Below are 25,846 nucleotides of genomic sequence, written 5' to 3'. Positions count from 1 at the left end.
ATTATTTAGTAAACGCAGTCGCTTCTTCCAATGTAAATTTGACATTATCTTCAATCCACTTGCGGCGTGGCTCGACCTTGTCGCCCATGAGGACGGACACACGGCGTTCAGCTCGGGCCAGGTCTTCAATGGTGACACGGATAAGGGTACGGGTTTCAGGGTTCATGGTTGTTTCCCAGAGCTGATCGGCATTCATCTCACCAAGACCCTTGTAGCGTTGAAGGATAAAGCCCTTGCCAAAATCCTTGCGGAGATCTTCTAATTCTCCATCAGACCAAGCATAGGCAATCTTTTCTGTCTTGCCCTTGCCTTTGGACATCTTGTAGAGCGGCGGAAGGGCAATGTAAACCCGACCAGCTTCTACCAATGGTCGCATATAACGATAGAAGAAGGTCAACAAGAGGGTCTGAATGTGAGCACCATCCGTATCCGCATCGGTCATGATAATTATCTTGTCATAGTTGACATCTTCCAGCGTAAAGTCTGAACCAACACCTGCACCAATGGTGTAAATCATGGTGTTGATTTCTTCGTTTTTGAGGATATCCGCCATTTTAGCCTTGGCGGTATTGATAACCTTACCACGCAAAGGTAGAATGGCTTGGAACTTGCGGTCACGGCCTTGTTTGGCAGAGCCTCCGGCCGAATCTCCCTCGACCAGATAGAGTTCGTTTTTAGCTGGATTTTTGGACTGGGCTGGGGTGAGTTTCCCTGACAAAAGACCCTTGTCCTTCTTGTTTTTCTTACCATTTCGGGATTCGTCACGCGCCTTACGCGCAGCCTCGCGGGCGTCACGCGCCTTAATGGCTTTACGAACTAGATTTGAAGCTAATTCCCCATTTTCCAAAAGGAAGAAAGTCAGCTTGTCCGACACAATGCCGTCCACCACAGGACGAGCAAGTGGGCTTCCCAACTTGTCCTTGGTCTGCCCTTCAAACTGCAAATGCTCTTCTGGCACAAGGATAGAAAGGACCGCAGACAAACCTTCACGGTAGTCAGAGCCTTCCAAGTTCTTGTCCTTTTCCTTGAGCAAGTTGGTCTTACGAGCATAGTCGTTCATGGCCTTGGTAATGGCTAGTTTAAGACCTGTTTCGTGGGTACCGCCGTCCTTGGTCCGAACGTTGTTAACGAAGGACAGGATGTTATCTGAATAACCATCGTTGTACTGCATGGCAACTTTGACCTGGAAACCTGCATCTTCTCCTTCAAAATAGAGGACTGGAGTCAGGGTTTCCTTGTCTTCGTTGAGGTAGGATACAAAGTCCTGGACACCATTTTCGTAGTGGTACTCCTCCTGCTCACCCGTCCGCTCATCTGTCAGGGTCATAGTGACTTGTTTGAGCAAGAAGGCTGATTCTTTCAAACGTTCGGCAATGGTGTTGAACTTGAAATCCGTCGTCGAGAAGATGGTATCATCAGGCATAAAGGTAACCTTTGTACCTGTTTTTGATTTTGGAGCGGTGCCAATCTTCTCTAGGGTCGTGACTGGCTTTCCGCCCTGCTCAAACCGTTGCTTGTAAACAGCACCGTCACGGGTAATTTCCACTTCCAACCAACTGGACAGGGCATTGACCACCGAAGAACCAACCCCGTGCAGACCACCTGAAGTCTTGTAGCCACCTTGACCGAACTTACCACCTGCGTGGAGAACGGTGAAGATAACTTCAACGGTTGGCTTGCCTGTTGCGTGCATACCGACAGGCATTCCACGTCCACGGTCGGAAACGGACAGACTACCGTCCTTGTTAATGGTCACGTCAATTCGGTCACCGAAACCAGACAAGGCCTCGTCGACAGCATTATCGACAATCTCCCAGACCATGTGGTGCAGACCATTTCCGTCTGTGGAGCCGATGTACATACCAGGGCGTTTGCGAACAGCATCTAGCCCTTCTAATACCTGAATGGCATCGTCATTATAATTATTTATGTTAATCTCTTTCTTAGTCAAAACTGACCTCCATACTTGTCATCCTTACTATATTACAAGTTTTTGAGCATTTTTGCAAAATTTTTCTGCTAACTTTCGGCTGGAACAGCTAAGAAAACGCATTTGAGGAGAATTCAAAGGAAATTGTGCTATAATGGAAGCATGTTAGTCAATCTTATTTTATTATTCGTCGCATATTTATTAGGTTCTATTCCATCAGGACTTTGGATTGGTCAGGCTTTTTTCAAGATCAATATCCGGGAGCATGGTTCAGGCAATACGGGAACCACCAATACCTTCCGAATTCTCGGTAAGAAGGCGGGCACTGTCGTCTTTCTGATTGATTTCCTCAAGGGAACCTTGGCAGCACTGCTCCCAATTATTTTTCATGCCCAAGGAATTTCTCCGATTGTCTTTGGATTGATGGCTGTTTTAGGACATACTTTCCCCATCTTTGCCCAATTCAAAGGCGGTAAGGCTGTTGCCACATCTGCTGGTATGTTGTTGGGTGTCGCACCTACATTCTGCCTCTATCTTATTCTAATCTTTGCCAGCTCACTATACTTGACATCCATGGTGTCCTTCTCTAGTGTTTTGGCAGCAGCCTTAGCCATCTTAGGAGCTCTGCTATTTCCAGCACTAAAATTTATCCTACCTAGCTACGACTGGCTCTTTACCATTATCATCGTCTTTTTGGGGCTCTTTGTCATCGTTCGACACAAGGAAAATATCCAACGGATTTTGAAAAAAGAAGAAAATTTAGTTCCATTCGGCCTCAATCTAACCAAACAGAAAAAGCGAGTTTAATCACTCGCTTTTAGTTTACATCAACTTGAACTACTTCTATTCTCTCTCCGCCTAGCAAAATTAAATGGCAGTCTACACGGTTTATCTTGTAGGCTTTTTTCAATGCTTCTGCGTAGAGTTGCATTTGAGCTTGGTAACGTTGGCTGAGTTGGATTGGTTGGTCATACTTGTCTGTCTTGTAATCAAAGAGGACAATATGATCATCATAGAGTAGGTAGCCATCGATAATCCCACGCAGGACAAAATCTTCCTGTGATACAGGATCAGTCTGCAAACTTGCAAATGGAGCTTCTCGGTGTAGTTTGTCCGTATTGGCTAGAATTTCCTGACCCAAGTCTGTATCAAAGAAATCCAAGATCTTTTGAATATCAATCTTGTCCTTAACAGCCTGATCTGCATGAACAGCTTCTAGAGCTTCTCTTACCGTATCTTCTGTCACCAACCAAGACAAGTCCAAGCGTTGCATGAGTTCATGGACTGCTGAACCGACTTGGGCTCCAGTAATTTTTGGTTTCTTGGAGAAATCTGGCAAGTTGAAGGTCCGTTTTGTTTTGGATTTTGCCAAGTCCTGCCTTGTATCGGACTTATCCATGATTTCCATGCCTTCTTGTTCCAAAATAGGCTCATAGAGTTTCTTGATTTGACTTGGAGTCCGTAAACTTGGTAATTCTATAGCAGCCTTATAGCTGGCATTCAGTTCTTGGACAGAAGACAATAATTTCAAACCAATCTCAATGTCTTTTAACTGGATTTCTTCTATTCGATCCGACTTCACCTCTTTGGCTTGTTCAGTTTGGTCAGCTTGCTCTAGTGGTAACTGTTCAGACACAGTAACCTCTACGGTTTCAGTTGCTTGATTGTCACTTGCTTCCGCTGCTTCTTGAACTGACTGGTCTTCGATCTGCTCCCCGATTTCTTCAAGGTCCTCATCCGTCACAAATCTTTTCTTGAAGTGAAGGTCTTGACCAGCAAAGGCAGCGTCAATAGCTAGTATCCAATCTTGAAAGCTGACCATATTCTCTCTTGTTGATTTAGCTAAGACACCATTTTCTTGTTTGCCGTCGTACCGATCTGCTAGTTTTTCCTCAGACCCTTTTCCAACCAAGTAGAGTTTTATCTCAGCTCGGGTCAGGGCTACATAAAGCAAGCGCATTTGTTCAGATAGATTGGCAATTTTCAGCTCTTGCAAGTTACGACGATAGGGAAGAGTATTCATCAGCACGCGCACCTGGGGTAATGAACTCCTTACCCGATTTTTCATGTCTGCCAGATACTGAACCCCAAGTCCATTTTTTCGACTGATAATAACAGACTGGTAATGGTCCTCTAAGTTAAATTTCTTATCAATATTCATAAGAAATACATACTTGAACTCCAACCCCTTTGACTTATGAATAGTCATGAGTTGCACTGCGTTTTCCGGAACAAATTCTTGAACATCTGCCAAGTCTTTGTCGTTGACTAAGGCACGATCAATCATGGCAATAAAGCGAGATAATCCCTTGTAACCAGTCTTTTCAAATTGATGAGCACGCAAACCCAGGGCGTAAAGATTAGCCTGTCGCTTGCTGGCATTTGGCAAAGTAGCTACATAGTCGTAGTAGAATTTTTCATTGAAAATCTTCCAAATCAAATCATGGATAGAATGTAGCTTGGCAAAAGAACGCCAGCTATCCAATACTGACAAAAAATGACTAATCTTAGTTTGCAAACCTTTTGTAATCAAGCTTTTCCTAGCACAATTCTCTTGGTCCGCATCATCTTTGATACCTTCTATTTGTTTCGCTTCTTCCATCTTTTGATAGAAAAATCCTGTATTAGCCTGTAGGGAAATGCGGGTCAATTCATCCTCATCAAATCGAAACATAGGAGATTTGAGAAGTGCTACTAGGGCATAATCATTGAGCGGATTGTTAATTACCCGCAAGGTATCTAGCATGACCATGACTTCCAAGGATTTCAGATAGGATGTTAACCCACCATCAGCCACTAAGGGAATACCATACCTGTCAAAAATGCTTGTAATCAGATGATTGTGGGTTCGTTTTTGGACTAATAGCGTAATGTCTTCAAATTTTACGTTCTTCTCCTTATGCAGACGTAAGATTTCCTTAGCCACCATTTCAACTTCGCCAGCTGATATGGCCACCTCCTCTTCCCTATCCTCTGTATCAGTCTTATCTTCCTTCTGACTATAGAGCCAGTACTCCATCTGATTTTCTGGCTTATAAGTAGGGTTTTCACTATTACCAAAGACTAGGCGGTGGCTGCCATCATAGTTAATTTCACCCACCTGTTTATCCATAAGGCGAGTAAAAATCGCATTAGTAGCTTCTACAACCTCGATACTGCTGCGGAAATTCTCCTTGAGTAATATCAATTTTCCTGCCTCTGGATTAGACTGATAAAGTTCAAATTTCTCTTGGAAAATCATCGGATCAGCCTGACGGAAGCGATAGATTGATTGTTTGATATCCCCTACCATGAAGCGATTGTGCCCATTAGACAGCAAATCCAACATTCGCTCTTGACTGTGGTTATTGTCTTGGTACTCGTCCACCATTACCTCATGGTACTTGTCTTGGAAATACTGGCGAATATCCTCGTTTTCCTCTAAAATCCGAATGGCAAAATGCCCAATATCCGAAAATTCAAAGGCAGCTTCCCTGATTTTCAACTCCAAATAGGCTTGTGAAAAATCCAAAACAAAATCACGCAGAAGCTCCAACAAAGGCAGAGCTTGAAGCTGGTAGTCTTTAAGCAAGTTCAATTCATAGGCTTCCTGCCCTAACTCCCGCAAGCCTTCAATAATTTGTTTCTTACCAACATTATATTCTTCCTTAAAAGCTAGTAAATGCTCATCCTTAGGACGCTTAGCATTTGTCAACCCCCTGCCATTGGACTGGCTATTGATGAGTAGAATTTTTTCAACCCGTTCCGTCAAGTCCTTTAGACCCAAGCCATCTAAATCTGTCAAAAGACCCACAACCTCTTCAACATTAGCAAAATATGGAGCAGAGCCAAAATCTTTTTTCCCCCATTCCACATGGTAATGGAAAAAATCCGCAGCATCATAAAGCTGGTCCAAAACAGTTTGCTTATAGTCTTGTTCAAGCATCTGGTCAATTTTTTCCTGGCTATAAAGTTCTGACTGAACAGCCTTTTCTTTTAGCCATTGGGTCGGATTGCTAGTTGATTGGCTAAAATCATAAATCTGATAGACGACTGCACGAAAACCGCTATTGTCTTTCCGACTACCTGAAAAATTGCTGACCAGCTTCCGAAAGTCCCCTGATTTGTCATTTTCTAAATAGGTTGCAAAAATCTGACTAAAAATTTCTTTTTTGAAACTAGATTTTTCAACTTCATCTTGTAGGATACGAAACTGGGGCGAAATACCCAGACTATAGCCATAGGTCGTGACTAATTTCTGCGTGAAAGAGTCCATGGTCCCGATATCAGCCTTGGTCAAATCAGCCAACTGAGCTGATAGGTGCCGCCTCAAGTCCATATCGCTAGTCGCAGCAATGGTTTTATTAAGATTGTCCTCAATCCGATCCTTTAGCTGACCTGCTGCCTTAACTGTAAAAGTAGAGATAAAAAGCTCTTCAATCCCCACACCACGTTGTAGCTTGTCCAGTATCCTCTCCACCATGACAAAGGTCTTGCCAGAACCAGCTGATGCTGAAACAAGTATGTTCTGACTATGACTATAAATGGCTTCAATCTGCTCAGGTGTCCGCTTGGGCTTCTTTGCAGAAGCAGCCTCCTCCAACTGAATAGCACGAATTTCTTCTGCACTTAAAAATGGTTCAAAAGCCATTAGTCCTCTTCTCCTTTCATTCTCTCTAGCCAATTCTCTCGTTTTGTTTCCTTGACCAAACGACGAGCCATTCCCATATGTCGATCGGCCTCAAAACCTGTAATGGCCTTCAGTTGCTCACCAGCAACCGAACGTCCATCTTTTGTATAAGGGTTAATAGCAAAGCGACCATTGATAATTTCCTCAGCAGCCTTCTGATAGAGATGTCGATTATGCTCCAGTAGAATATCACATTCCTCTTTCTCATAGGTCTGCTTCTCTGTCTTATAAAGGGATGAAAGACCTTGACTTTCCCCTTTAATAAATAAACCCTTGTAGACTAAACTGGTATTGGCAAGCTGCTCTAGTTCTTCCATATTCTTCGTATCCTTTAATCGGATAAGAGGATTTTGTAAATGTAGATACATAGCTCCAAAAGCAGCCTTTTCTTTTGTTTCTTTCAGATGGCGCACAGCTTCCAAATAAGTGACCAATTGGGGTTTCAAACCATTGTAAAAATCAGCCAATGAGAAGGTCTGATCACTGGACTTGTAATCTACGATACCTACAGCATTATTTATCAATAAAGTATCCAAGCGGTCAATGGTACCATTGATATGAATTGGCCGATTGACCTGAGTATCTAGGATTTTAATAGCTTGTTCCTCACGGAAACTCTTTTCCTGACCATCAATAGCGACCAAATCATTATCCCTTAGAACAGTCGCTGTAGAGCGAGCAATCGTATCTAAAACTTGCCCCGTGAACTCCGCTTCGGCATCCTGACTATAAAACATCTTAAACTCCGCTTCATTGTGAGTGTCAGAAATAGCCTTATCCAACTTCTGCTCAAAACTATCACTAGATTTGTCCATAGCAAAGCGTTCCATGACACGATGTAGAAAGAGCCCGTGCTGGGTCACTGTCGGATGAATGGTTTCCTGCTCCCGCAAGCGTAGGATATTGCGAATAAAGTAGAGATACTGGTTATTGTAAAAATTGGTCAAACTAGAGGCCGATAGTTTTAAAGGCTTATCTGCTGGATAGAGAACTGCTCGAGTATCTTCACTTAAGGCGACTGGACTGATATCATCCTTGATTTCAGGAATAGAAAGATCTTTTGCTGCAAATTTTTCTTTTAGCTCGGATACCAGAGTAGTCCAAAAAGCTGATTGACCTTGCCAATCTTGTTCAAGGCTTGACAGGGCTGGCTCTTTTAGCTGAGAGAGCAAGCCTTTATAGTAACCGACATCTTGAGGATTTGGACTGAGTATTCGACCATGCGGTATCACTTGAAACTTCATCAGCTCGACGAGAAGGCCTATATAAGGGGATTGAGGATCTTCACCTTCATTGTATATCTGAGGTGCAGAAAGAACCAAGTGTTCCGTAGCCGCATTTAGTAAGGATATCATGGTAGCGTGGTTTTTCTTAATATTGTCACGACTGACCAAGTCAAAACGAGAGGAGCTAGCTGATACCAGATTGACCTTGGCCATCTCTTCTTCGGTCAAAAGACTGGTATTCTTAGCAACTTTTGGGAAATTAGCCTGTCCCATACCGATAGCAAAAACGTACTTGGCAGTATGAGGCATAATCAAATCATAGGATTTTACATTGACCACATCGACTGTTGCTGGAACAGTCCTATACTGACTGGCCTGCATTCCAGCCTGTAAAATAGCCAGAAAATCATCCAACTTCATTTTTTCATGACCAAAAATCTGACGAAGAGAATGAAGAGTATGGATAAAGCTATTCCAGACTTGTTTCGCCTTATCCTGCTCTGCTTCACCTAGCCCTTTAGTGAGCACTTCCATATTTTGAGTTAGCTGAACAGCCTCTAAAAAGACCATAAATTTCTCTAGTAGACTGCTAGCCTTTTGCGGACCAGCCTTAAACAAGATCAGCAAAGGCTCCATAATCTTGGCCCGCAGAGGTTCTAAGACATTCAAATCATAGATAAGCCCCTTCTCCTTAACTACCTCCTCATCATAGTCTGCTCTGCTATTGACCGAAAAGGCCCGTGAAAAAGCAGCCTGACCCTTCATATCTGCAAATTGCACATAAGATTCAAAAAGATCCAGTTCCTTTGGAGAAATACTGGCGTACAAGCCTGATTTGAGAAGGTTGAGCAGGTCCTCTGGTCTGAAACGATTGCGACGCAAGCGTTGGAGTGACTCAACAAAATGCACGAGAGGATGGTGACTCATCTCTTCTGCCTTCCCCAAATAGTAGGGGATGTCAAATCTATCAAACACCTTGCCAATTTGTAAATGATAGCTATCAACATCGCCAACCAACAAAAGAATATCCTTGTAACGAACACCCTTGCTAAGTAGATGACGAATGGCGATTGCAACCTGCTCCACTTCAGCTTTCTGATTGATAGCTTTCCAAATCTCAATCTTGCTTCGATCTGCCTCCATTAGGGCGAGCTGAGAACCACTATAATCGTAATGACATTCCATATTCTTGGAAATTTTACCTAGACTATCCAAAACAGGCTCCTGACCAATGTAGTCAATTTTGCTGCTAAAGTGGGCAGATAAGTGACGCAAAAAATCAACATTGGCCTGGTAAACATTTCCTTCAATATAAGCTGCCTTTACAGCCTTTTTACTAGCATAAACACCTATCAAAATCTCCGATACCCATTCATTTAAGGCGCTTACCAAGGCCTCCTCTTCTGCTGAGAAACGAGAAAAGCCATCTATAACAAGGACTATATCTTTTAACTGCTGATCTAACTGACCTGTTTCAATCATACTAATCAGCTGTGCTAACTTGGATCGGTGCTCAAAGCCTTCCTTGACCAAAACATCAGTTACTGCCAGAATTATCTTGGTCAAATCAGCCTGTTTGTCTGGAGAACCCATGGCTTCCAAGTTTAAAACAGACATATTGGCCCCTTGCAACTCTTTATATAGTGCTACTAGTTGATTGATAAAACCAAAATCTGTCTTTAAACGCCCGTAGACTTTCAAATCACCATCTTTAAACTGTGATAAGACCCGGAAAAAAACCATGGCCAAGCCTACATCATCAAGCGACTGCCCTTCCTCTACCTTATCAATCAACAAATAACGTCCTAATTGACCGAAACGTGTCACGATAATGTCAAAAGTAGCTTGCTCTGGCAAGTATTCCAAAACCTTGCGTTCCATTTCAAATGATAGGGAGTTAGGAGCAATATAAAAAACACGCTTCCCTTGTTTGGCAAATACTGCCGCCTGCTCTGTCAGATACTGTGTCAGAGGATTACGAATATCTGTATAGACTAATTTCATTCGGCCACCACGCTTTCATAAAATATACTATGTATAGTATAACAGAATTTGGTTAATATCTGACCAAAAAAATAGAATCTGCCAGTCATGCAATACACCAGCAGATTCTAACTTTACTCATTTTCTTTCTCTTTGGCTATACGCTCTCTTTCCAAGCGCAATTTACGATTGGGATTGAGCGTGTTAAAAAGTTCTTCCAATTTCTCAGCATTCCAAACATCTGCTGCAGAAACGAAATTTCCATCCTTATCCTTGAAGGATATCGGTTTATCACCCATAGACACCTCCAAATTTCTATCATTACTTATTTTCTACTCGTCCAAGTTTAAAGCAACTGAAACAGTCTATTCCAAGACTACCTCGCCTTCGAGTTCCCCAGTTAAATCCATGCCAACTTATCGGATGTGTTACGATATGGAGTACAGGCAGTCGATGTTACTGCCTGAACGGAATTAGTAAGGTTGGTAAGTAGACCGCCATAGCGGCTATCGTACTACATCAAGTCCTTTAGGACTTAGAGGCAGTTCCAACGTTACGACACGGAACCCAAATGGTCGATACTACCATTTGGGTGAAGTTAGTAAGGTAGCTAGCCAAGGTCCCCTAGGACTTGGCGTAGTTTGACTAGCAAGTTAACTTGCAGTCAAACTGCTTACCTCGCTCTCGAATTTTTAGGCTCGGGCTTCTGTGGTCGCTTTCATATTTCAAGGCGACCAGCTGAAACAGTTCCCCAAACTGTTTCACTCCACTGGACAAGTTACGACATGGAGTACAGGCAGTCGATGTTACTGCCTGTACGGAATTAGTAAGGTTGGTAGGTAGTCCGCCATAGCGGCTATCGTACTACATCAAGTCCTTTAGGACTTAGAGGCAGTTCCAACGTTACGACACGGAACCCAAATGGTCGATACTACCATTTGGGTGAAGTTAGTAAGGTAGCTAGCCAAGAGCCCATAGGACTTGGCGTAGTTTGACTAGCAAGTTAACTTGCAGTCAAACTGCTACGTTAATCCACAAACTCAAATTCGAACTTGCCGATGCGAACGGTGTCGCCGTCTTTTGCTCCACGTGCGCGGAGGGCTTCATCGACACCCATTCCTCGCAACTGACGGGCGAATTTCATAACTGATTCGTCACGGTCAAAGTTGGTCATAGTAAAGAGTTTTTCTAGCTTATCACCAGATAGAATCCAGCTGGCATCATCTGAACGGCTGATATCAAATTCTGGTTCATCTGGGTTGAAGCCATAGTAAGCCTCTTCCTCTTGGAAATCTGATTCGTCGTAAAGCAAGAATTCTGGTGTTTTCTCTAGCAATTCTGCTGTTGCCTCCAAGAGATTTTCCAAACCTTGATGGGCAATACCAGAAATTGGGAAAATCTGTGGCAGTTCATCAAATTCATCATAGTTAGCTGCTAATTTTTTCTTGAATTCCTTCAGATTTTCAGCTGCTTCTGGCATATCCATCTTGTTAGCAACGATAATCTGCGGACGTTCCATTAGTCGAAGATTATAGGTTTCCAATTCATTGTTAATGGCTACATAATCCTCATATGGATCGCGCCCTTCACTTGCTGACATATCTAAGACATGCAAGATAACCCGTGTCCGCTCGATGTGACGAAGGAATTGGGTTCCAAGTCCAACACCTTGGCTAGCTCCTTCAATCAAACCTGGCAAGTCTGCAACTGCAAATGATTCTCCAGATTTAGTCCGAACCATTCCCAAGTTTGGAACAATAGTAGTAAAATGATAGGCACCAATTTTTGGCTTGGCTGCCGTAATCACGCTGAGCAGGGTTGATTTACCAACCGATGGAAAACCAACAAGCCCAACATCAGCAAGAACTTTCAATTCTAATTCCAATTGGCGTTCTTCACCTGGCTCCCCATTTTCAGAAATTTCTGGTGCAGGATTTTTAGGTGTCGCAAAACGGATATTTCCACGACCACCACGTCCGCCATGGGCAATGATAAATTCCTGACCATGCTCGACCAAGTCAGTAATAACCTTGCCAGTTTCCGCATCGCGCACAGTAGTTCCCTGAGGAACACGGACCAACATATCTTCTGCGCCACGACCATGCATTCCCTTGGTCATGCCTTTTTCACCATCGTCAGCCTTAAAACGACGGTTGTAACGGAAGTCCATCAAGGTGCGCAAGCCCTCATCCACGACAAAGACCACATTACCACCACGACCACCGTCACCACCCCAAGGACCGCCATTGGGTACATACTTCTCACGGCGGAAGGCCACCATGCCATCGCCACCCTTACCAGCCTTGACCGTAATCTTGGCTGTATCTAAAAACATACTCATAATTTACCTATTCTTTCCTAGAAAAAAACGCTTAGAAGCGTTTTATAATCTGTATCACAAGCAAAATTCAAATATAAGAATTCTTTTCAAGTTAAACAAAGCAGTTTTTAGGGAAATACAGTTGTATTTTGAAAAAAACTAACAATGAGGAACTGAAAGCTAACCTTACTATAGAAGTGCTGAAGTGTGTACAGGTTCTTAATTCATCAATGCATTGATAGCTGGTAAAATCAAACCAGCCAAGGTTACTAGCACCATCACAATAACGATGATAATTGTCACCTTCTCAAAAAATGTTTTCTTATGTTTTACTTCTCCAAAAGCCATGGCTTTCTCCTTATTTTGCAATATCGTTTTATTTTACCATAATTGAAGCATTTTTTCAATTCTCACCTCTATCTGATAAACTTTCCTTCACCTTCTCCGCCACCTTATACGGCACTCCTGCTTCTGCAATTTCTTGCAGACTGGCCGACTGGATATTACCAATAGATTTGAAATGCTTCATCAGAGCCTGTTTGCGTTTTGGTCCCAAGCCATCAATACCATCCAATTTGGATGAGAAGGAATTTTTTGACCGAACCTGACGATGAAACTCAATGGCAAATCGGTGAACTTCATCTTGAATTCGATGAAGAAGGAAAAATTCCTGAGAATTACGGGGCAACTCCACGACTTCTAGCGGATTTCCAAAGAGCAACTCGTGGGTCTGGTGCTTGTCATTCTTCTGCAAACCTGCAATAGGAATGGACATGCCTAGCTCCTGCTCGATGACCTGCTTGGCGACATTTACCTGACCTTGACCACCGTCAATGATAATCAAATCAGGCGGTGTCAAATCGTCCCGCAAGACCCGACTATAACGGCGTTGCAGCACTTCACGCATAGAGGCGTAATCATCCGGCCCCTCAACCGTCTTAATCTTGTACTTGCGGTATTCTTTTTTATTGGGCACCCCATTTTCAAAAACCACCATGGCCGACACAGGACTGGTCCCCATGATGTTGGAGTTGTCAAAGGCCTCAATCCGCACAGGCGTCGGAATTCCCAAAAGCTGACCGATATTCTCGACTGCACCATAGGTCTTCTTCAGATTTTTCTCCAGGAGATTAAACTTCTGCTCCAGACTGACACGGGCATTCTTGGTGGCCAGAGCTATGAGTTGCTTCTTCTCACCACGCTGGGGTTTAAGCACCTTGGTCGCCACCAGAGCTTCTACGGCTTCTTGGTCAATATCCTGTGGTATCAACACTTCAGATGGAATTAAATGCTGCTGGTCCCTGTAAAACTGACCGATGTAGGTCAAAAAGTCTTCGTCCGCATCATTATAGTAGGGAAAGAGATTGACATTCCGCTCAATTAGTTTTCCCTGACGAACAAAGAAAACCTGTACACACATCCAGCCCTTATCTACATAGTAGCCAAAGACATCTCGATTCTGCAAGTCATGGGCCATCACACGCTGCTTGGTCCGCAGGGTTGAAATGGATTGGAGGACATCTCGGTATTCCGCAGCCTTTTCAAATTCCAGATTGCCAGCAGCAACTTTCATCTTGTCCTGGACTTCCTTGACAATCTTATCATCATGACCTGTCAAGAACTGGGCCACTTCCTTAGCCATCTTGTCATAGTCAGACAGGCTGGGCAGGTTTTCCCCGTGTGCCAAACATTGCCCCAAATGATAATAAAGACAATACTTGTTCTCAGGCAATTTACACTTGCGGAAAGGATAGAGGCGCTCCAATAGTTTAAGGGTTTGATTGGCCGCACTAACGTCAGGATAAGGACCAAAATACTGACCACCATCCTTTTTTATCTGCCGTGTAATGATTAGCCGCGGATGGCGTTCCTTAGTGATCTTGATGAAAGGATAGGACTTGTCGTCCTTGAGCATGATATTGTAGCGTGGCTTGTTTTCCTGAATGAGATTGATTTCCAACAGAAGTGCCTCAATATTGGAGTCTGTCACGATAAATTCAAAATCGGCAATTTCAGCTACTAAGGCTTCTGTCTTGGTATCATGGGCACCACGAAAATAAGACCGCACCCGATTTCGCAGGTTTTTGGCCTTGCCCACATAGATAATCTTACCGTGCTTGTTTTTGTGGAGGTAACAACCCGGACTATCCGGCAGCAACTCCAACTTGTGCTTGATTAAATCGTTCATAAAACTATTGTAACACAAGTTTAATCAATGGAACACTAGACATCTTCTCAAAAAAACATTAAATTTTCTCACAATTTAATGACTTGGAATGTTATATTTTCTAACATAAGGAATTGATAGATTTTGCAAAAATTTTCAGAATATGGTATACTAGCAAAGTTATTTTATATAGAAGGAGTATGAAAATGAAGAAAAAACTATTCATGTTATTGGCAAGCATACTGCCAGTATTCTTTATTTTTACCAGTGTTAAGGCTGACGATACCATTGATATTGTCTTCGATAATGCCTACGCACCATTCGAGTTTAAAGACTCAGACCAAGTTTACAAAGGATTAGATGTTGATATCATCAACGAAGTTATCAAGCGCTCTGGCTGGAAAGTTAACCAATCTTTCCCAGGCTTCGATGCTGCCGTTAACGCTGTTCAAGCCGGTTCTGCCGATGCCCTTATGGCAGGTACAACCATTACAGAGGCTCGCAAGAAAGTCTTTACTTTCTCAGATCCCTACTTCGATACAAAAATCGTTATTGCTACAACCAAGTCAAACACGATTTCTAAATACGAAGACCTCAAAGGTAAAACTGTCGGTGTAAAAAACGGTACCGCTGCCCAAGCCTTTCTGGAGGAAAACAAGGAAAAGTACGGCTATACTCTTAAAACCTTTGATACAGGCGATTTGATGTACAACAGCCTTTCAGCTGGTGCTGTTGATGCAGTTATGGACGATGAAGCAGTTATCCAATATGCTATCCAACAAGGTCAAGACCTCAGCATCGACATCGCTGGTGAAGCCATTGGTTCCTTTGGTTTCTCTGTTAAAAAAGGCAGCCAATATGAGTACCTTGTAGAAGATTTTAACAAGGCACTTGCAGCCATGAAAGAAGATGGCACATATGAAACAATCATGAACAAGTGGTTTGGAACAACAACTGCTTCTGCTGAAACAACTGACTACTCTTCACGCCTTAGCTTGACTGGTAGTGCTACTGCAAAAGCAACACCTGTAAAAGCAAGCTACACTATTGTATCGGATTCCTCATTTGCCCCATTTGAATACCAAGATGAAACTGGTAAATATGTCGGTATCGACATGGAATTGATTAAGGCAATTGCAGAAAACCAAGGCTTTACCATTACCATCCAAAACCCTGGCTTTGATGCAGCCTTGAACGCTGTACAAGCTGGACAAGCTGATGCGGTTATCGCTGGTATGTCTATCACAGACGCTCGTAAAGAGATTTTTGATTTCTCAGATGCCTATTATTCATCAAATATTCTTCTTGCTGTTAAAAATGGTAGCGATATTACTTCCTACGAAGGCTTGAAAGGCAAAACTGTCGGTGCTAAAAACGGTACAGCTTCTTATACTTTCTTAGAAAGTAACAAAGACAAGTACGGGTATACTCTTAAACCTTTCGATGAAGCTTCTGGCATGTATGACAGCTTGAATTCAGGTTCTATTGATGCCCTCATGGATGACGAAGCTGTGCTTCTTTACGCTATCCAACAAGGTCGCGACTTTGCAACTCCAATCCCTGGCGAAAAATCTGGTGAGTACGGTTTCGCTGTTAAAAAAGGTACAAACCCAGAGTTGATTGAAATGTTCAACAACGGTATGGCTGCTCTTGTCCAATCTGGTAAGTACGATGAAATTTTGAACAAGTACTTCAATTCTACTGAGGAAACAAGCTCTACTACATCTACTGTTGATGAAACAACCATTGCAGGTCTTTTGAAAAACAACTACGGTCAGTTACTCTCTGGTCTTGGTATCACAATCGGTCTTGCACTTCTTTCATTTGCAATCGCTATTGTTATTGGTATTATCTTCGGTATGTTCGCGGTTAGTCCAATCAAAGCCCTCCGTGTTACTGCATCTGTGTTTGTTGATGTGGTTCGTGGTATTCCTTTGATGATTGTAGCTGCCTTCATCTTCTGGGGTATTCCTAACTTAATCGAATCTATCACAGGTCAGCAATCTCCAATCAACGACTTCGTTGCTGGTACCATTGCCCTGTCCCTCAACTCTGGTGCTTATATCGCTGAGATTGTTCGCGGTGGTATTCAAGCCGTTCCTGCTGGTCAAATGGAAGCCTCACGCAGTTTGGGTATTTCCTACGGAACAACCATGCGTAAGATTATCTTGCCACAGGCTGGTAAAATCATGTTGCCAAACTTCATTAACCAATTCGTTATCACTTTGAAAGATACAACTATCATCTCTGCGATTGGTTTGGTGGAGCTCTTCCAAGCAGGTAAAATCATTATCGCTCGTAACTATCAGTCCTTCCGTATGTACGCAATCCTTGCCATTATCTACTTGGTAGTTATCACTCTCTTGACGCGCTTGGCTCGTAATCTTGAAAAAGGAGGCAAATAATGGCTCAATTGAAAATTAACGTCCATGACTTGCACAAGTATTATGGAAAAAACGAAGTATTGAAAGGTATTACTGCTAAGTTCTATGAAGGCGATGTTGTTTGTATCATCGGTCCTTCTGGTTCAGGTAAATCAACCTTTCTTCGTACCATGAACTTGCTTGAAACCATCACAAGTGGTCAAGTGACAGTGGACGGATATGATTTGACAGATCCTAAGACAGATGTTGATGCCTTCCGTGCCAATGTCGGCATGGTATTCCAGCACTTCAACCTCTTCCCACACATGACTGTCCTTGATAATATCACTTTTGCTCCTATCGAACACAAGTTGATGGATAAGGCAGAAGCTGAAAAAGTTGGTATGGAATTGTTGGAAAAAGTTGGTTTGGCAGACAAGCGTGACGCCATGCCTGATAGCCTATCTGGTGGTCAAAAACAACGTGTTGCTATCGCTCGTGCCTTGGCTATGAACCCAGACATCATGCTCTTTGATGAACCTACTTCTGCCCTTGACCCTGAGATGGTTGGTGATGTACTAAATGTTATGAAGGACTTGGCAGAACAAGGTATGACCATGTTGATCGTTACTCACGAGATGGGCTTCGCCCGCAAGGTTGCTAACCGCGTTATCTTTACAGATGGCGGTGAATTCCTTGAAGATGGTACTCCAGAACAAATCTTTGACAACCCACAACACCCACGTTTGAAAGACTTCCTAGATAAGGTCTTGAATGTGTAAGCTAAACGAAAAGCCTTTGACTAACAGTCAAGGCTTTTTTTGCATCTCACAATGATTTATAAATTCTTTTTATAGGACCAACCTTTCTTTGTCTTTTCAACAGCTTCAAAGCCACATTTCTCAAATAGTTTACGGGAGCCCGTATTCCAGTCATATATTTCTTCGACAAGTATTTCCACAAAGCCCAGCTCCCTTGCTCGATCAATCATTCGCTGCAATACCTTGGTTCCTATTCCCTTTTTCCAATACCGCTTATCTCCAATGGCAATGGCAAAATCATCTGCAAACAGCGTCACATCACCAATTGGGATAAACTGATCGTCTTCAAAAATTTCAATAAAGTAACATTCGCCATTTTTAGACAAATAATCATACATACGATCGAGCAAGTCAAGACTATAACGTTCTTGATCACCATCAATCAGCCAGACCAATTCCAAATCTTGATGCCATATCAAAGCAAAATCATGAATTCCATCATATCTACGAAGCCGAATCTGATTGTCAATTTCTAATACTGCCGCCTGCTCTACTCCTTCGATCGCCATGAATATCTCCTTACTAGTTCATCTCGGTAGGTCAATTTTATCACAAATCTGAATAGATGAGAATAGCCATTTCTATTCATCTAGTAAGGCAAACATCAAAAAGGCTGGGCTCAAGCCCAACCTCGCTTCTCAGGGTTCGTGTAAACATCTCAACGCAGTGGTTGATTGGCAGATTTGTTCGTGTTTTACACTCCAAATCTGACCTAATCAACTGTGCGGGGGCGGGAAGACGAACTCTTTTTTTGACCAGTCGAGTTCTTTCCCGCTCCCTGTTTTATAAAAACAATCCAACTAAAGCCGTAATGATTCCGTAGATAAACATAGGCACGGCAGTTTTCTGCATGATAAATCCTTCTTGACGACGCACTCCGGAAACGGATGAGGCCGCAATGATATTGTTGACACAGGTCATATTCCCCATTGCTCCTCCAACAGACTGCATAGCCAAAATGCTAGTCATATTCAGACCCGTTTGCGTGGCGATGGATTGTTGAACACCTCCAAAAATGAGATTGGAAATTGTCGCAGAACCCGAGAAGAAGGCTCCAATGGCACCTAGATAGGAAGCGAAGAGACCCCAATATGGACCAGTTGCTGCTGCCAAGGACATCCCGATAATGGATACCATAGACTGATCACCATTAAGTAGCATGAATTTTACCATGGTCACACCACCTAGAAGGGCAAAGAAGGGTTCCGACACTTGTTTGGCGGTTTGCCCAATCATCTTCCAGACTTGACCTTTCATACTCGGATAGAGGCTCGATAGGGTCAACACAATGAGGAAGAAAGGAATGAATGCTGGTGCGTAAAGCAATTCATAAGATTCTGTCGAGCTAGTACCAAATACATTGGCTAATGTGAATTTCAGAGCCTTTGTAATTTCTAGCTTAGCAAAGCCAATATCTGTACTTAAAAGCAGGGCATCCGTTCTCATCAGGCCTTTAATCCCTAGCTGAGGAACACGGGTTATCACCAGTATCAAAACCAAGCAAATCAAGGGAAGAGTAGCCATAAAGAGTTCTTTAGCTGTTACTTGTTCCACAAAATTTTTCTTGTTTTCGACCGAATTCAAGCCAATCTGTTTTTTGGCTAACCAGATTGAAATAAGAAAACCGATCGCTCCTCCCAAAAGAGATGGGAATTCATAGTTGATAGTGGCCAAAAGGGTCATGGGCAAGGCGCAAGCAAAGACTGTCAAATAAATATAGAGCAGATTGGCCTTGATTTGTGACCAAGAAAAGACATAACGAAGGGCAATCAAGGGAATGAGCAAGCCTGCGGTTAAATGAATTAGAGCTGCCTTTAAGCCTAGCTCTCCAATCTGCTGACTGGTCAAACCTAAAGAACCAAATCCAAACCAAGTCGGCGTTCCGACAGCACCAAAAGATACAGGAATCGAATTAAAAATCAATACTGCTAGCACAACCTTGATGGGTTCAAATCCCAAAGCAATTAAGATGGGGGCTGCAATTGCTGCGGGAGTTCCAAAACCAGATGCCCCTTCAATCATGAAGGCGAAGGCATAACCGATAATCATCATCTGAGCAACAGGATTGGGTGTCAAACTAGACATCCATCTGTTGATGATAGCTTGGTTTCCTGTTTTTCGTTGAAAGTTATTAAATAGCACTGCTCCCATAATCACTGTTATCGGCGTTAGGGTAGCCCAAAAACCTGTGACCAAGCCTGAATTTAACAAGGCAAAATCCGTCTTAAAATACACCAACAAAATCAAATAAACCAAGCCTGCAATCGCTGGCAAGGCATAACTGGCTGCCAAACGCATCTTGATCATCAAAAATATCAAGAGAACAATTGGAAAAACACTCAATAAAATATCCATAACATTTTTCATTTCCTTATTTTTTAGCTATTGCTTTAGAGTCCTGTCTAAACACAGCTTCTCTTATTATAACCTAAGCCTAGCGAAAAATACGTTTGTTTACTCTCCTGATGAAAGAAAATTCATTTTTTCTTCATTCTTCGACAAGATTTCCGTACAAAAACAGTATATTGACAAGTTTTTATCGATATGCTATACTAAAACAAATATAGCAAGCGAGGTAGGGAGAAATGGACAATAAGAAGTAAACTCAAACTAAGTTCTATGCTTATTTAGTAGTTTTCTTGCGTCCATTTTTCTGTTTCTCTATTCCATGAATAGGGTCTTTTTGAGCAGATTTCGACACACTACTAAATAGGTAGTGTGTTTTTTCTTGTAAAGGAGGCCTTATGCTACTAAGCACTCAACATTTATCTCTCGACCATCAAAAAGATTTAAGAACCTTGGTTCAGGACCTAAACCTCATTGTCAACCTCGGCGATAAAATAGCCATCATCGGCGAAGAAGGAAATGGAAAATCCAGTCTATTACTAACCTTGATGGATTCAACACTTGTCGCCAACTACCTGCTTCAATCAGGCAGTATTCACCGATATTTTCACTCACCAGTCTATATTCCCCAAAGTCTTCCACTAGAAATAGCAAAGCTGACCTTGAACGACTACTTCTTTGGAGATATGGACAGTGATATTGATTACGGTCTACTCTACCTCTATGCTGACCAGCTCCAGTTTGACAGCGTACGTTTTTCCAGCCAGCAATTGATTGGAAGCCTGTCAGGTGGTGAAAAACTAAAAATTCAGTTAATCAAATCTCTAGCAACTCCATCTGATATTATTTTTCTGGATGAGCCGTCCAATGACTTGGATTTAGATACCTTACTTTGGCTTGAAAACTATGTCATCACGAGCCCTAAAACCATTCTATTTGTTTCCCACGATGAAGACTTCCTCAGTAAAACAGCCACAAAAATCATTCACCTAGAGTCGGTTAAAAAGAAAACACTTGCTCAAACCAAAGTTGAAGAATTGGACTATCAAGACTACGCACAAAAGCGACAACAAGCTTATCAGAAGCAGGTCCAACAGGCTCGGAATGATCAAAAAGAATTTGACAAAGCCATGAATAAGCACCTACGACAAAAATCACAGGTGCGCAATACCTTGCTCAATACGCATGATGCTACTATGGGACGGCTCATTGCTAAGAAAATGAAAAATGTTCTCTCACGTGAAAAACGCTATGAAAGAATGAAGGAAAATCTCACACAAGTTCCTTTTCATGAAGATGCCATTTCCCTCTTCTTCTCAGACATTTCACCATTACCAGCTGGAAAGCAAGTACTTCACTTAGAAAACTTCCAATTGAATGTTGAAGAACGACAATTAGTTAGCAATATCCATTTCAACATAAATGGGCAAGATAAGATTGGTATAATTGGCCCGAATGGAATTGGTAAATCCAGCTTTCTAAAGACTATCTATCAAGCACTCAAGAAGCGTACAGATATAAACTTAGGTTATATGCCTCAGCACTATTCAGAAATCCTTGATGAGTCTAAAACTCCACTTGATTTTTTATTAGAAAATGGCAATCGTGAACAGGAACAACTTATCTTAACCCATCTAGCTAGCCTACAGTTTACACGACAAGAAGTTCATCACAAGATCTGTGAACTTTCTGGGGGACAAAAAGCCAAGTTACTCTTGTTAAAAATGGTTCTTAATCAAGCCAATTTTCTCTTATTAGATGAACCAAGCCGCAACTTCTCTCCTACTTCTCAGCCTTATATACGTCAGTTATTTGCCGACTATCCAGGTGGCCTAGTATGCGTATCACACGACCGACGTTTTCTAAAGGAAGTCTGCCAAAATATATACAGATTAAGCGAAAAAGGCTTGGATCAAGTCCAAATCTAGCTAACAAAAAGAGGCTTGGATCAAGTCCAGCGCCACTTCTATCATTAACTCGTCAACCACAAAGCCTTCACTAAGATGTTACACCTAGTGAGGGCTTTATGTTCGTTTTCATTATTTTGCGGCTGAGGGCAGAGCCATCGTGGATGTCTTTCCCACTCCCTTTTTATATTGATTAAATCCGCTCACGCAATTTCTCAACAAAAAGGTAGGCAGCAGGGCAGATTAAGGTATTCTTTATAGTTAAATTGTTGATTTGGTATATCTTCTTCCGGTCAGTATGCGGAAATTCTCGGCAGGCCTTAGGACGAGCATCATAGATGCTACAGAGATTATCACCTCCAAGGAAGGGACAGGGCATGGATTGAAAAACCTTATCGCCATCCTCATCCACGCGCAAATACATATCCTCAAAAACAGGTAATTTCATACGCAAATGCTTGGCGATTCGAGTAATGTCAGCTTCTGTAAAAAGCGGTCCCAAGGTCTTGCAGCAATTGGCACACTCTGTACAGTCAATTTCCGAAAAAACTTCCGCATGGATATCTTGAACAATTCTGTCCAGATTTTTGGGTGCTTTCTTCTTGAGGTTGGCTAGAAATTTTCGATGTTCTCCCTGTTTCTGCTGGGCTAGTTGCTTGTATTTTTCGATATCTACAGTCATAAACTCTCCTTTTCGCCCTCTATTATACCACAAAGAAACTTTTCAGCTCTGCTATTTTCAAAAATGCTGAGCTAAATTATAGCATCACTTAATAAGGTTAGTGTCAACATCTCAGCGCAGTGGTTGATTGGCAGATTTGTTCGTGTTTTGCACTCCAAATCTGGCCATTACGACTGTTGCGAACAAAGTTCGCTCTATCTCCGACCTCCAAAGGTTCCCCAAACCTTTGGAGCTATGCGGGGGTGGGAGTGGAACAGTCTGGGAATAGACTGTTTCAGCTCAACAACTGGAAATACGGACTTGTTGACGAACTCTTTGAGATTAGTAGAGTTCTTTCCCACTCCCAAAATCCTGCGGGAAACTTCAGCCACGGGCAGACCGATGATGGTATGAATATCCCCTGAAATGCCCGCCACAAAGCGTGGATCCAGCTCTTGAATACCGTAGGCACCTGCCTTATCGAGTGGCTGTTTTTCATGAATATAAGCTTGGATGTGTTCCTCAAGCGCTGGATAATAGTCAACAAAATCAATCTGTGCCAGCGTATAAAAAACATCTAATGACTGAGAACTTCGAAGACAAACAGAAGTCACTACATAATGACTCTTGCCAAAATAGGAACGAAACATGGCTTCCGCCTCAGCCAAATCCCGAGGTTTGTTGAAAATCTGTCCGTCTGCCACCACAATCGTATCAGCCGAGATATAGAGATAGCCTTGTTCTAGTTCCATATCCGACTTGGCCTTGGAAATTTCACAGCATGTTTTTGCTGCTCGAGTAAGAAAATCATCGCTAGCAAATTTTTCCATAAAATACTCTTCAATCCCCCGTTCATCTACTTCAACGGATTGGATGCGAGGGGCTAGAAACTCCAATAATTGCTTGCGTCTAGGCGAATTACTGAGCAAAACATAGGAAGTAAGGATTGGTCGACTTCCTTCTTTTTGATAGTCAAATACAGTTTGCATATTTCCTCCAGTCAAAAACAGAGCCCTAAGACCCTGTTTCTGCCATTCTATTAATTTGTTTTACGGCGACGAACGGTCACTGCAAGTCCAGCAAGACCAAGGCCAAATAGACTAAGTGCTAGGCTTGATTGGTCACCGGTATTTGGCAGGCTAGCTGCTGAGCTAGTAGCTGTTTTAGAAGTAGCAACTGGAGTACTAGCAGCCAAGGCTGGTTTAACTACAGGTTGAGAAATAGATTCTGAGCTAACAAGCGAGCTTTCTACATTCTGCACCAATTCTAGTTGAGACTGTTCAGAGTTAACTTCCACAGCTTGACTAAGAATAGGAGATGAGCTAGCCTGCTGAGTTAACTCAGTCTGGTTAACTGGCGTTGATACTTCTAATTCTGAAAGACTTGTTTTACCTGCATCAGTTAAATCTTTAATGGTAACAGGAATTGTATTTTCTGAAATAAATGGCCAATCAGATACAAACAATTTCCCAGGATATGAGAAGGAATCGTTAGGATTTGTTGAATGATATACTTCAACAAAATCCAGATATTTATCCTTATCTGTATCCAAGGTTGAATCTACAGAGACCAAACGTGAATTTGGATTGACCTCATTATAGACTGACAAATTGGCAACCTTCAAATAATCCGCAAAAACACTATCCATTGAAGGACCTTCTTCACGAGCGCCACCTAACATAGTGTAGCCATCACCACCAGCAGCCAGGAAGTCATTTGTTGCTAAGTAATAAGTCTTAGCAGAATCTAAATCCTCATAAAGACCCGTTTCTGGGTTGAAAATACCCACCAAGAGAACACGCTTTTCAGCAGGAAGGCTAGTATCGTAAAAAACCTTGGCACCGGAAACATGTAAGAAACCACCGCTAGCTTCCAAAAGTGGAAGACCATTTTCATCCAATACAGGAGCGCCAGTTTCCTTATCAGCCTGCAAGGTTGCAGACAAAGACTTAGCAAACATATCAGCAATTTGCTGACCAGTTACAGTGATTTGAGAAACGATATTACCGAATGGCAAGACAGCAATAATATCACCTTTTGTGACAGGCTGGTCTTTAGCAATGGTTGCACGAATACCACCGCCATTTGTCACAGCAAGACTAGTTTTATTAGAGAAACCTGTTTGACCATAAGCGTAAATCGCATCTGTCACAGCATTCCCCAAGTTTGTTTCACGTACACGAACGTTTGAACGTTCACCATTCAATTCCACTGGATTGTTGGCAATAACAACTTGAGCATTTTCAGCTTCGTACTTGGCTTTGATTTCAGCAACTAGAGCCTCAATTTTCGCATTTGGTGTCACATTCTTAGCATCGGCTGCAGAAATCAGACCTGCTTCAGCTAGCAACTGGTTAGATTTCAAGGTTACCTTACCAATGTTGTTCAAGTATGAACCTGTTTGGTTGTAGGTAACGTTATTTCCATAGGTTGTTGACTCGACTGTATGAGAATGTCCGTCAATCACAATGACACGTTTGCCAGCCAACTTGCTGTTTTCAGAAAGAGCCTGTGCCAAAGTAGAACCTCTCCACTCAACAGGAGTTGTTGTATCAACACCCAAGTGAGCAAGGATGATATAGTTGTTATAAACTCGGTTATCAGCTAAGGCACGCGCTTCTACCTCGTCAATGACTTTATTGACTTCAGTGATTGGGTCCGCAAAAGTAACGCCCTCAACATTTTTAGGGTGCGTTTTAGTCGCTGTTTCAGGTGTTGTAACACCAATCACAACAAACTCATCACCAACAACTGTTGGAGTTTTATCAACAATGGTTGAAGCTTCAAAGACACGCGCGCCATCAACATAGGTATTGGCACTAAGGAGTGGGAAATTCAAGGTTTCTTTGTACTTGATAGCCTGTTCCATACCAAAGTCGAATTCATGGTTACCAACAGCCATAGCATCGTATCCAACCTCATTCATGATATTGGCACGATCTTCACCCTTGGTCGAGTTAGAAATTGGCAAACCTTGGAAGGCATCTCCAGCATCTACAACGATGGTATTTTCAACCTTTGCACGTTCTTCCTCAATAACAGCAGCAGCCTTGGCATCACCGATAACACCTGAACGGGTATCTTCAAGAATACGACCATGCACATCATTGGTGTGGATGATAACTGCTTCAACAGTTTCTGAAGTTTGACTTGTTACAGCCGCTTCCTCACTTCCAGTGGTAGCTGTTTCTGTTGAAGCTGATGTCGGAGCTACTTCTTGGCTAGCAGCTGTGGTACTTGCCGTAGTACTCGATGGCGTAGTTTCAGCAGCCTGCACTTGTTGTGCCAATACGAACGGAGACAACAATAGAGTAGACAGTACCGGTAATAAGAAATCTTTCTTTTTCATAAACAAACCTTTCTTGTGCAGAATTCACAAGACTATTATACACTTATTTCATAAAAATAGAAACATTGAAATCGTTTTTACAGAAAAAAGGTTCGAGAAAAGCG

15 protein-coding genes and 1 pseudogene are annotated in these 25,846 nt (G+C 42.4%); 4 read left to right on the top strand and 12 right to left on the bottom strand.

All coding sequences use genetic code 11. The features are described 5' to 3' along the window. Position 1: 1 nt before the first annotated feature. Positions 2 to 1,951, bottom strand: coding sequence for a DNA topoisomerase IV subunit B (gene parE / locus C1G53_RS04260; RefSeq protein WP_105117805.1), 1,950 nt, complete (start codon positions 1,949 to 1,951; stop codon positions 2 to 4). A gap of 141 nt (positions 1,952 to 2,092) precedes the next feature. Between parE and plsY the strand changes: the two genes are divergently transcribed. Beyond that, positions 2,093 to 2,737: a glycerol-3-phosphate 1-O-acyltransferase PlsY gene (gene plsY / locus C1G53_RS04255; RefSeq protein WP_105117804.1), complete on the top strand. Its 645-nt coding sequence runs from the start codon at positions 2,093 to 2,095 to the stop codon at positions 2,735 to 2,737. Between the two features lie 10 nt (positions 2,738 to 2,747). On the opposite strand, the gene addA is transcribed toward plsY, so the two are convergent. From addA to uvrC, 6 genes are all read right to left on the bottom strand, one after another. Further along, positions 2,748 to 6,560 carry a helicase-exonuclease AddAB subunit AddA gene (addA, locus tag C1G53_RS04250; protein WP_105117803.1) on the bottom strand — a complete coding sequence of 1,271 codons (3,813 nt, stop codon included), beginning with the start codon at positions 6,558 to 6,560 and terminating at the stop codon, positions 2,748 to 2,750. Beyond that, positions 6,560 to 9,829 carry an ATP-dependent nuclease subunit B gene (rexB, locus tag C1G53_RS04245; protein ID WP_105117802.1) on the bottom strand — a complete coding sequence of 1,090 codons (3,270 nt, stop codon included), beginning with the start codon at positions 9,827 to 9,829 and terminating at the stop codon, positions 6,560 to 6,562. Before rexB ends, addA begins: the two co-directional genes overlap by 1 nt. Positions 9,830 to 9,942: 113 nt before the next feature. Next, complete coding sequence (locus C1G53_RS13145; RefSeq protein ID WP_105117801.1) at positions 9,943 to 10,107, bottom strand: hypothetical protein; 165 nt, start codon at positions 10,105 to 10,107, stop codon at positions 9,943 to 9,945. Between the two features lie 728 nt (positions 10,108 to 10,835). Then, positions 10,836 to 12,149, bottom strand: a complete 1,314-nt coding sequence (gene obgE / locus C1G53_RS04235; RefSeq protein WP_105117800.1) for a GTPase ObgE — start codon at positions 12,147 to 12,149, stop codon at positions 10,836 to 10,838. A gap of 198 nt (positions 12,150 to 12,347) precedes the next feature. Beyond that, entirely contained in the window at positions 12,348 to 12,476 is a 129-nt protein-coding gene (locus C1G53_RS04230) for a DUF4044 domain-containing protein (RefSeq protein WP_044759484.1), read from the bottom strand. Positions 12,477 to 12,531: 55 nt separating this feature from the next. Continuing rightward, entirely contained in the window at positions 12,532 to 14,316 is a 1,785-nt protein-coding gene (uvrC, locus tag C1G53_RS04225) for an excinuclease ABC subunit UvrC (protein WP_105117799.1), read from the bottom strand. A 185-nt stretch (positions 14,317 to 14,501) separates the two neighbouring features. Between uvrC and C1G53_RS04220 the strand changes: the two genes are divergently transcribed. Both C1G53_RS04220 and C1G53_RS04215 read left to right on the top strand, forming a co-directional pair. Next, positions 14,502 to 16,700 (top strand): ABC transporter substrate-binding protein/permease, encoded by a 2,199-nt coding sequence (locus tag C1G53_RS04220; RefSeq protein ID WP_105117798.1) that lies wholly within the window; start codon positions 14,502 to 14,504, stop codon positions 16,698 to 16,700. Continuing rightward, positions 16,700 to 17,440 carry an amino acid ABC transporter ATP-binding protein gene (locus tag C1G53_RS04215; RefSeq protein WP_105113790.1) on the top strand — a complete coding sequence of 247 codons (741 nt, stop codon included), beginning with the start codon at positions 16,700 to 16,702 and terminating at the stop codon, positions 17,438 to 17,440. The genes C1G53_RS04220 and C1G53_RS04215 overlap by 1 nt, the downstream gene beginning before the upstream one ends. Positions 17,441 to 17,496: 56 nt before the next feature. On the opposite strand, the gene C1G53_RS04210 is transcribed toward C1G53_RS04215, so the two are convergent. Then, positions 17,497 to 17,988, bottom strand: coding sequence for a GNAT family N-acetyltransferase (locus tag C1G53_RS04210; RefSeq protein WP_105117797.1), 492 nt, complete (start codon positions 17,986 to 17,988; stop codon positions 17,497 to 17,499). 274 nt (positions 17,989 to 18,262) lie between these two features. Beyond that, a complete protein-coding gene (locus C1G53_RS04205) occupies positions 18,263 to 19,834 on the bottom strand; it encodes an L-lactate permease (RefSeq protein ID WP_105117796.1) in 1,572 nt (523 codons plus the stop codon). Positions 19,835 to 20,223: 389 nt separating this feature from the next. On the opposite strand from C1G53_RS04205, the gene C1G53_RS04200 reads away from it, so the two are divergent. Continuing rightward, positions 20,224 to 21,753: an ATP-binding cassette domain-containing protein gene (locus tag C1G53_RS04200; RefSeq protein WP_105117795.1), complete on the top strand. Its 1,530-nt coding sequence runs from the start codon at positions 20,224 to 20,226 to the stop codon at positions 21,751 to 21,753. Positions 21,754 to 21,925: 172 nt separating this feature from the next. Here C1G53_RS04200 and C1G53_RS04195 read toward each other — a convergent pair whose 3' ends face one another. The 3 genes and pseudogenes from C1G53_RS04195 to nt5e form a co-directional block, all read right to left on the bottom strand. Continuing rightward, entirely contained in the window at positions 21,926 to 22,414 is a 489-nt protein-coding gene (locus tag C1G53_RS04195; protein ID WP_023370240.1) for a YkgJ family cysteine cluster protein, read from the bottom strand. Positions 22,415 to 22,761: 347 nt separating this feature from the next. Next, positions 22,762 to 23,382 (bottom strand): annotated as a pseudogene (locus C1G53_RS04190) (Maf family protein); the annotation flags it as partial. Positions 23,383 to 23,432: 50 nt separating this feature from the next. Beyond that, positions 23,433 to 25,742 carry a cell surface ecto-5'-nucleotidase Nt5e gene (gene nt5e / locus C1G53_RS04185; RefSeq protein ID WP_105117793.1) on the bottom strand — a complete coding sequence of 770 codons (2,310 nt, stop codon included), beginning with the start codon at positions 25,740 to 25,742 and terminating at the stop codon, positions 23,433 to 23,435. Positions 25,743 to 25,846: the final 104 nt, after the last annotated feature.

It is taken from the genome of Streptococcus suis (assembly GCF_002960445.1).
In the GTDB taxonomy this organism is placed as follows: Bacteria; Bacillota; Bacilli; order Lactobacillales; family Streptococcaceae; genus Streptococcus; species Streptococcus hyiners.
This window is presented reverse-complemented; position numbering and strand designations above follow the sequence as displayed.

Coding starts and splice junctions, on each gene's coding strand:
- nt5e (WP_105117793.1), bottom strand. CDS start 25,742: ATGAAAAAGAAAGATTTCTTATTACCGGTACTGTCTACTCTATTGTTG.
- C1G53_RS13145 (WP_105117801.1), bottom strand. CDS start 10,107: ATGGGTGATAAACCGATATCCTTCAAGGATAAGGATGGAAATTTCGTT.
- C1G53_RS04215 (WP_105113790.1), top strand. CDS start 16,700: ATGGCTCAATTGAAAATTAACGTCCATGACTTGCACAAGTATTATGGA.
- C1G53_RS04210 (WP_105117797.1), bottom strand. CDS start 17,988: ATGGCGATCGAAGGAGTAGAGCAGGCGGCAGTATTAGAAATTGACAAT.
- plsY (WP_105117804.1), top strand. CDS start 2,093: ATGTTAGTCAATCTTATTTTATTATTCGTCGCATATTTATTAGGTTCT.
- uvrC (WP_105117799.1), bottom strand. CDS start 14,316: ATGAACGATTTAATCAAGCACAAGTTGGAGTTGCTGCCGGATAGTCCG.
- C1G53_RS04230 (WP_044759484.1), bottom strand. CDS start 12,476: ATGGCTTTTGGAGAAGTAAAACATAAGAAAACATTTTTTGAGAAGGTG.
- C1G53_RS04205 (WP_105117796.1), bottom strand. CDS start 19,834: ATGGATATTTTATTGAGTGTTTTTCCAATTGTTCTCTTGATATTTTTG.
- C1G53_RS04195 (WP_023370240.1), bottom strand. CDS start 22,414: ATGACTGTAGATATCGAAAAATACAAGCAACTAGCCCAGCAGAAACAG.
- C1G53_RS04220 (WP_105117798.1), top strand. CDS start 14,502: ATGAAGAAAAAACTATTCATGTTATTGGCAAGCATACTGCCAGTATTC.
- rexB (WP_105117802.1), bottom strand. CDS start 9,829: ATGAAATTAGTCTATACAGATATTCGTAATCCTCTGACACAGTATCTG.
- obgE (WP_105117800.1), bottom strand. CDS start 12,149: ATGAGTATGTTTTTAGATACAGCCAAGATTACGGTCAAGGCTGGTAAG.
- addA (WP_105117803.1), bottom strand. CDS start 6,560: ATGGCTTTTGAACCATTTTTAAGTGCAGAAGAAATTCGTGCTATTCAG.
- C1G53_RS04200 (WP_105117795.1), top strand. CDS start 20,224: ATGCTACTAAGCACTCAACATTTATCTCTCGACCATCAAAAAGATTTA.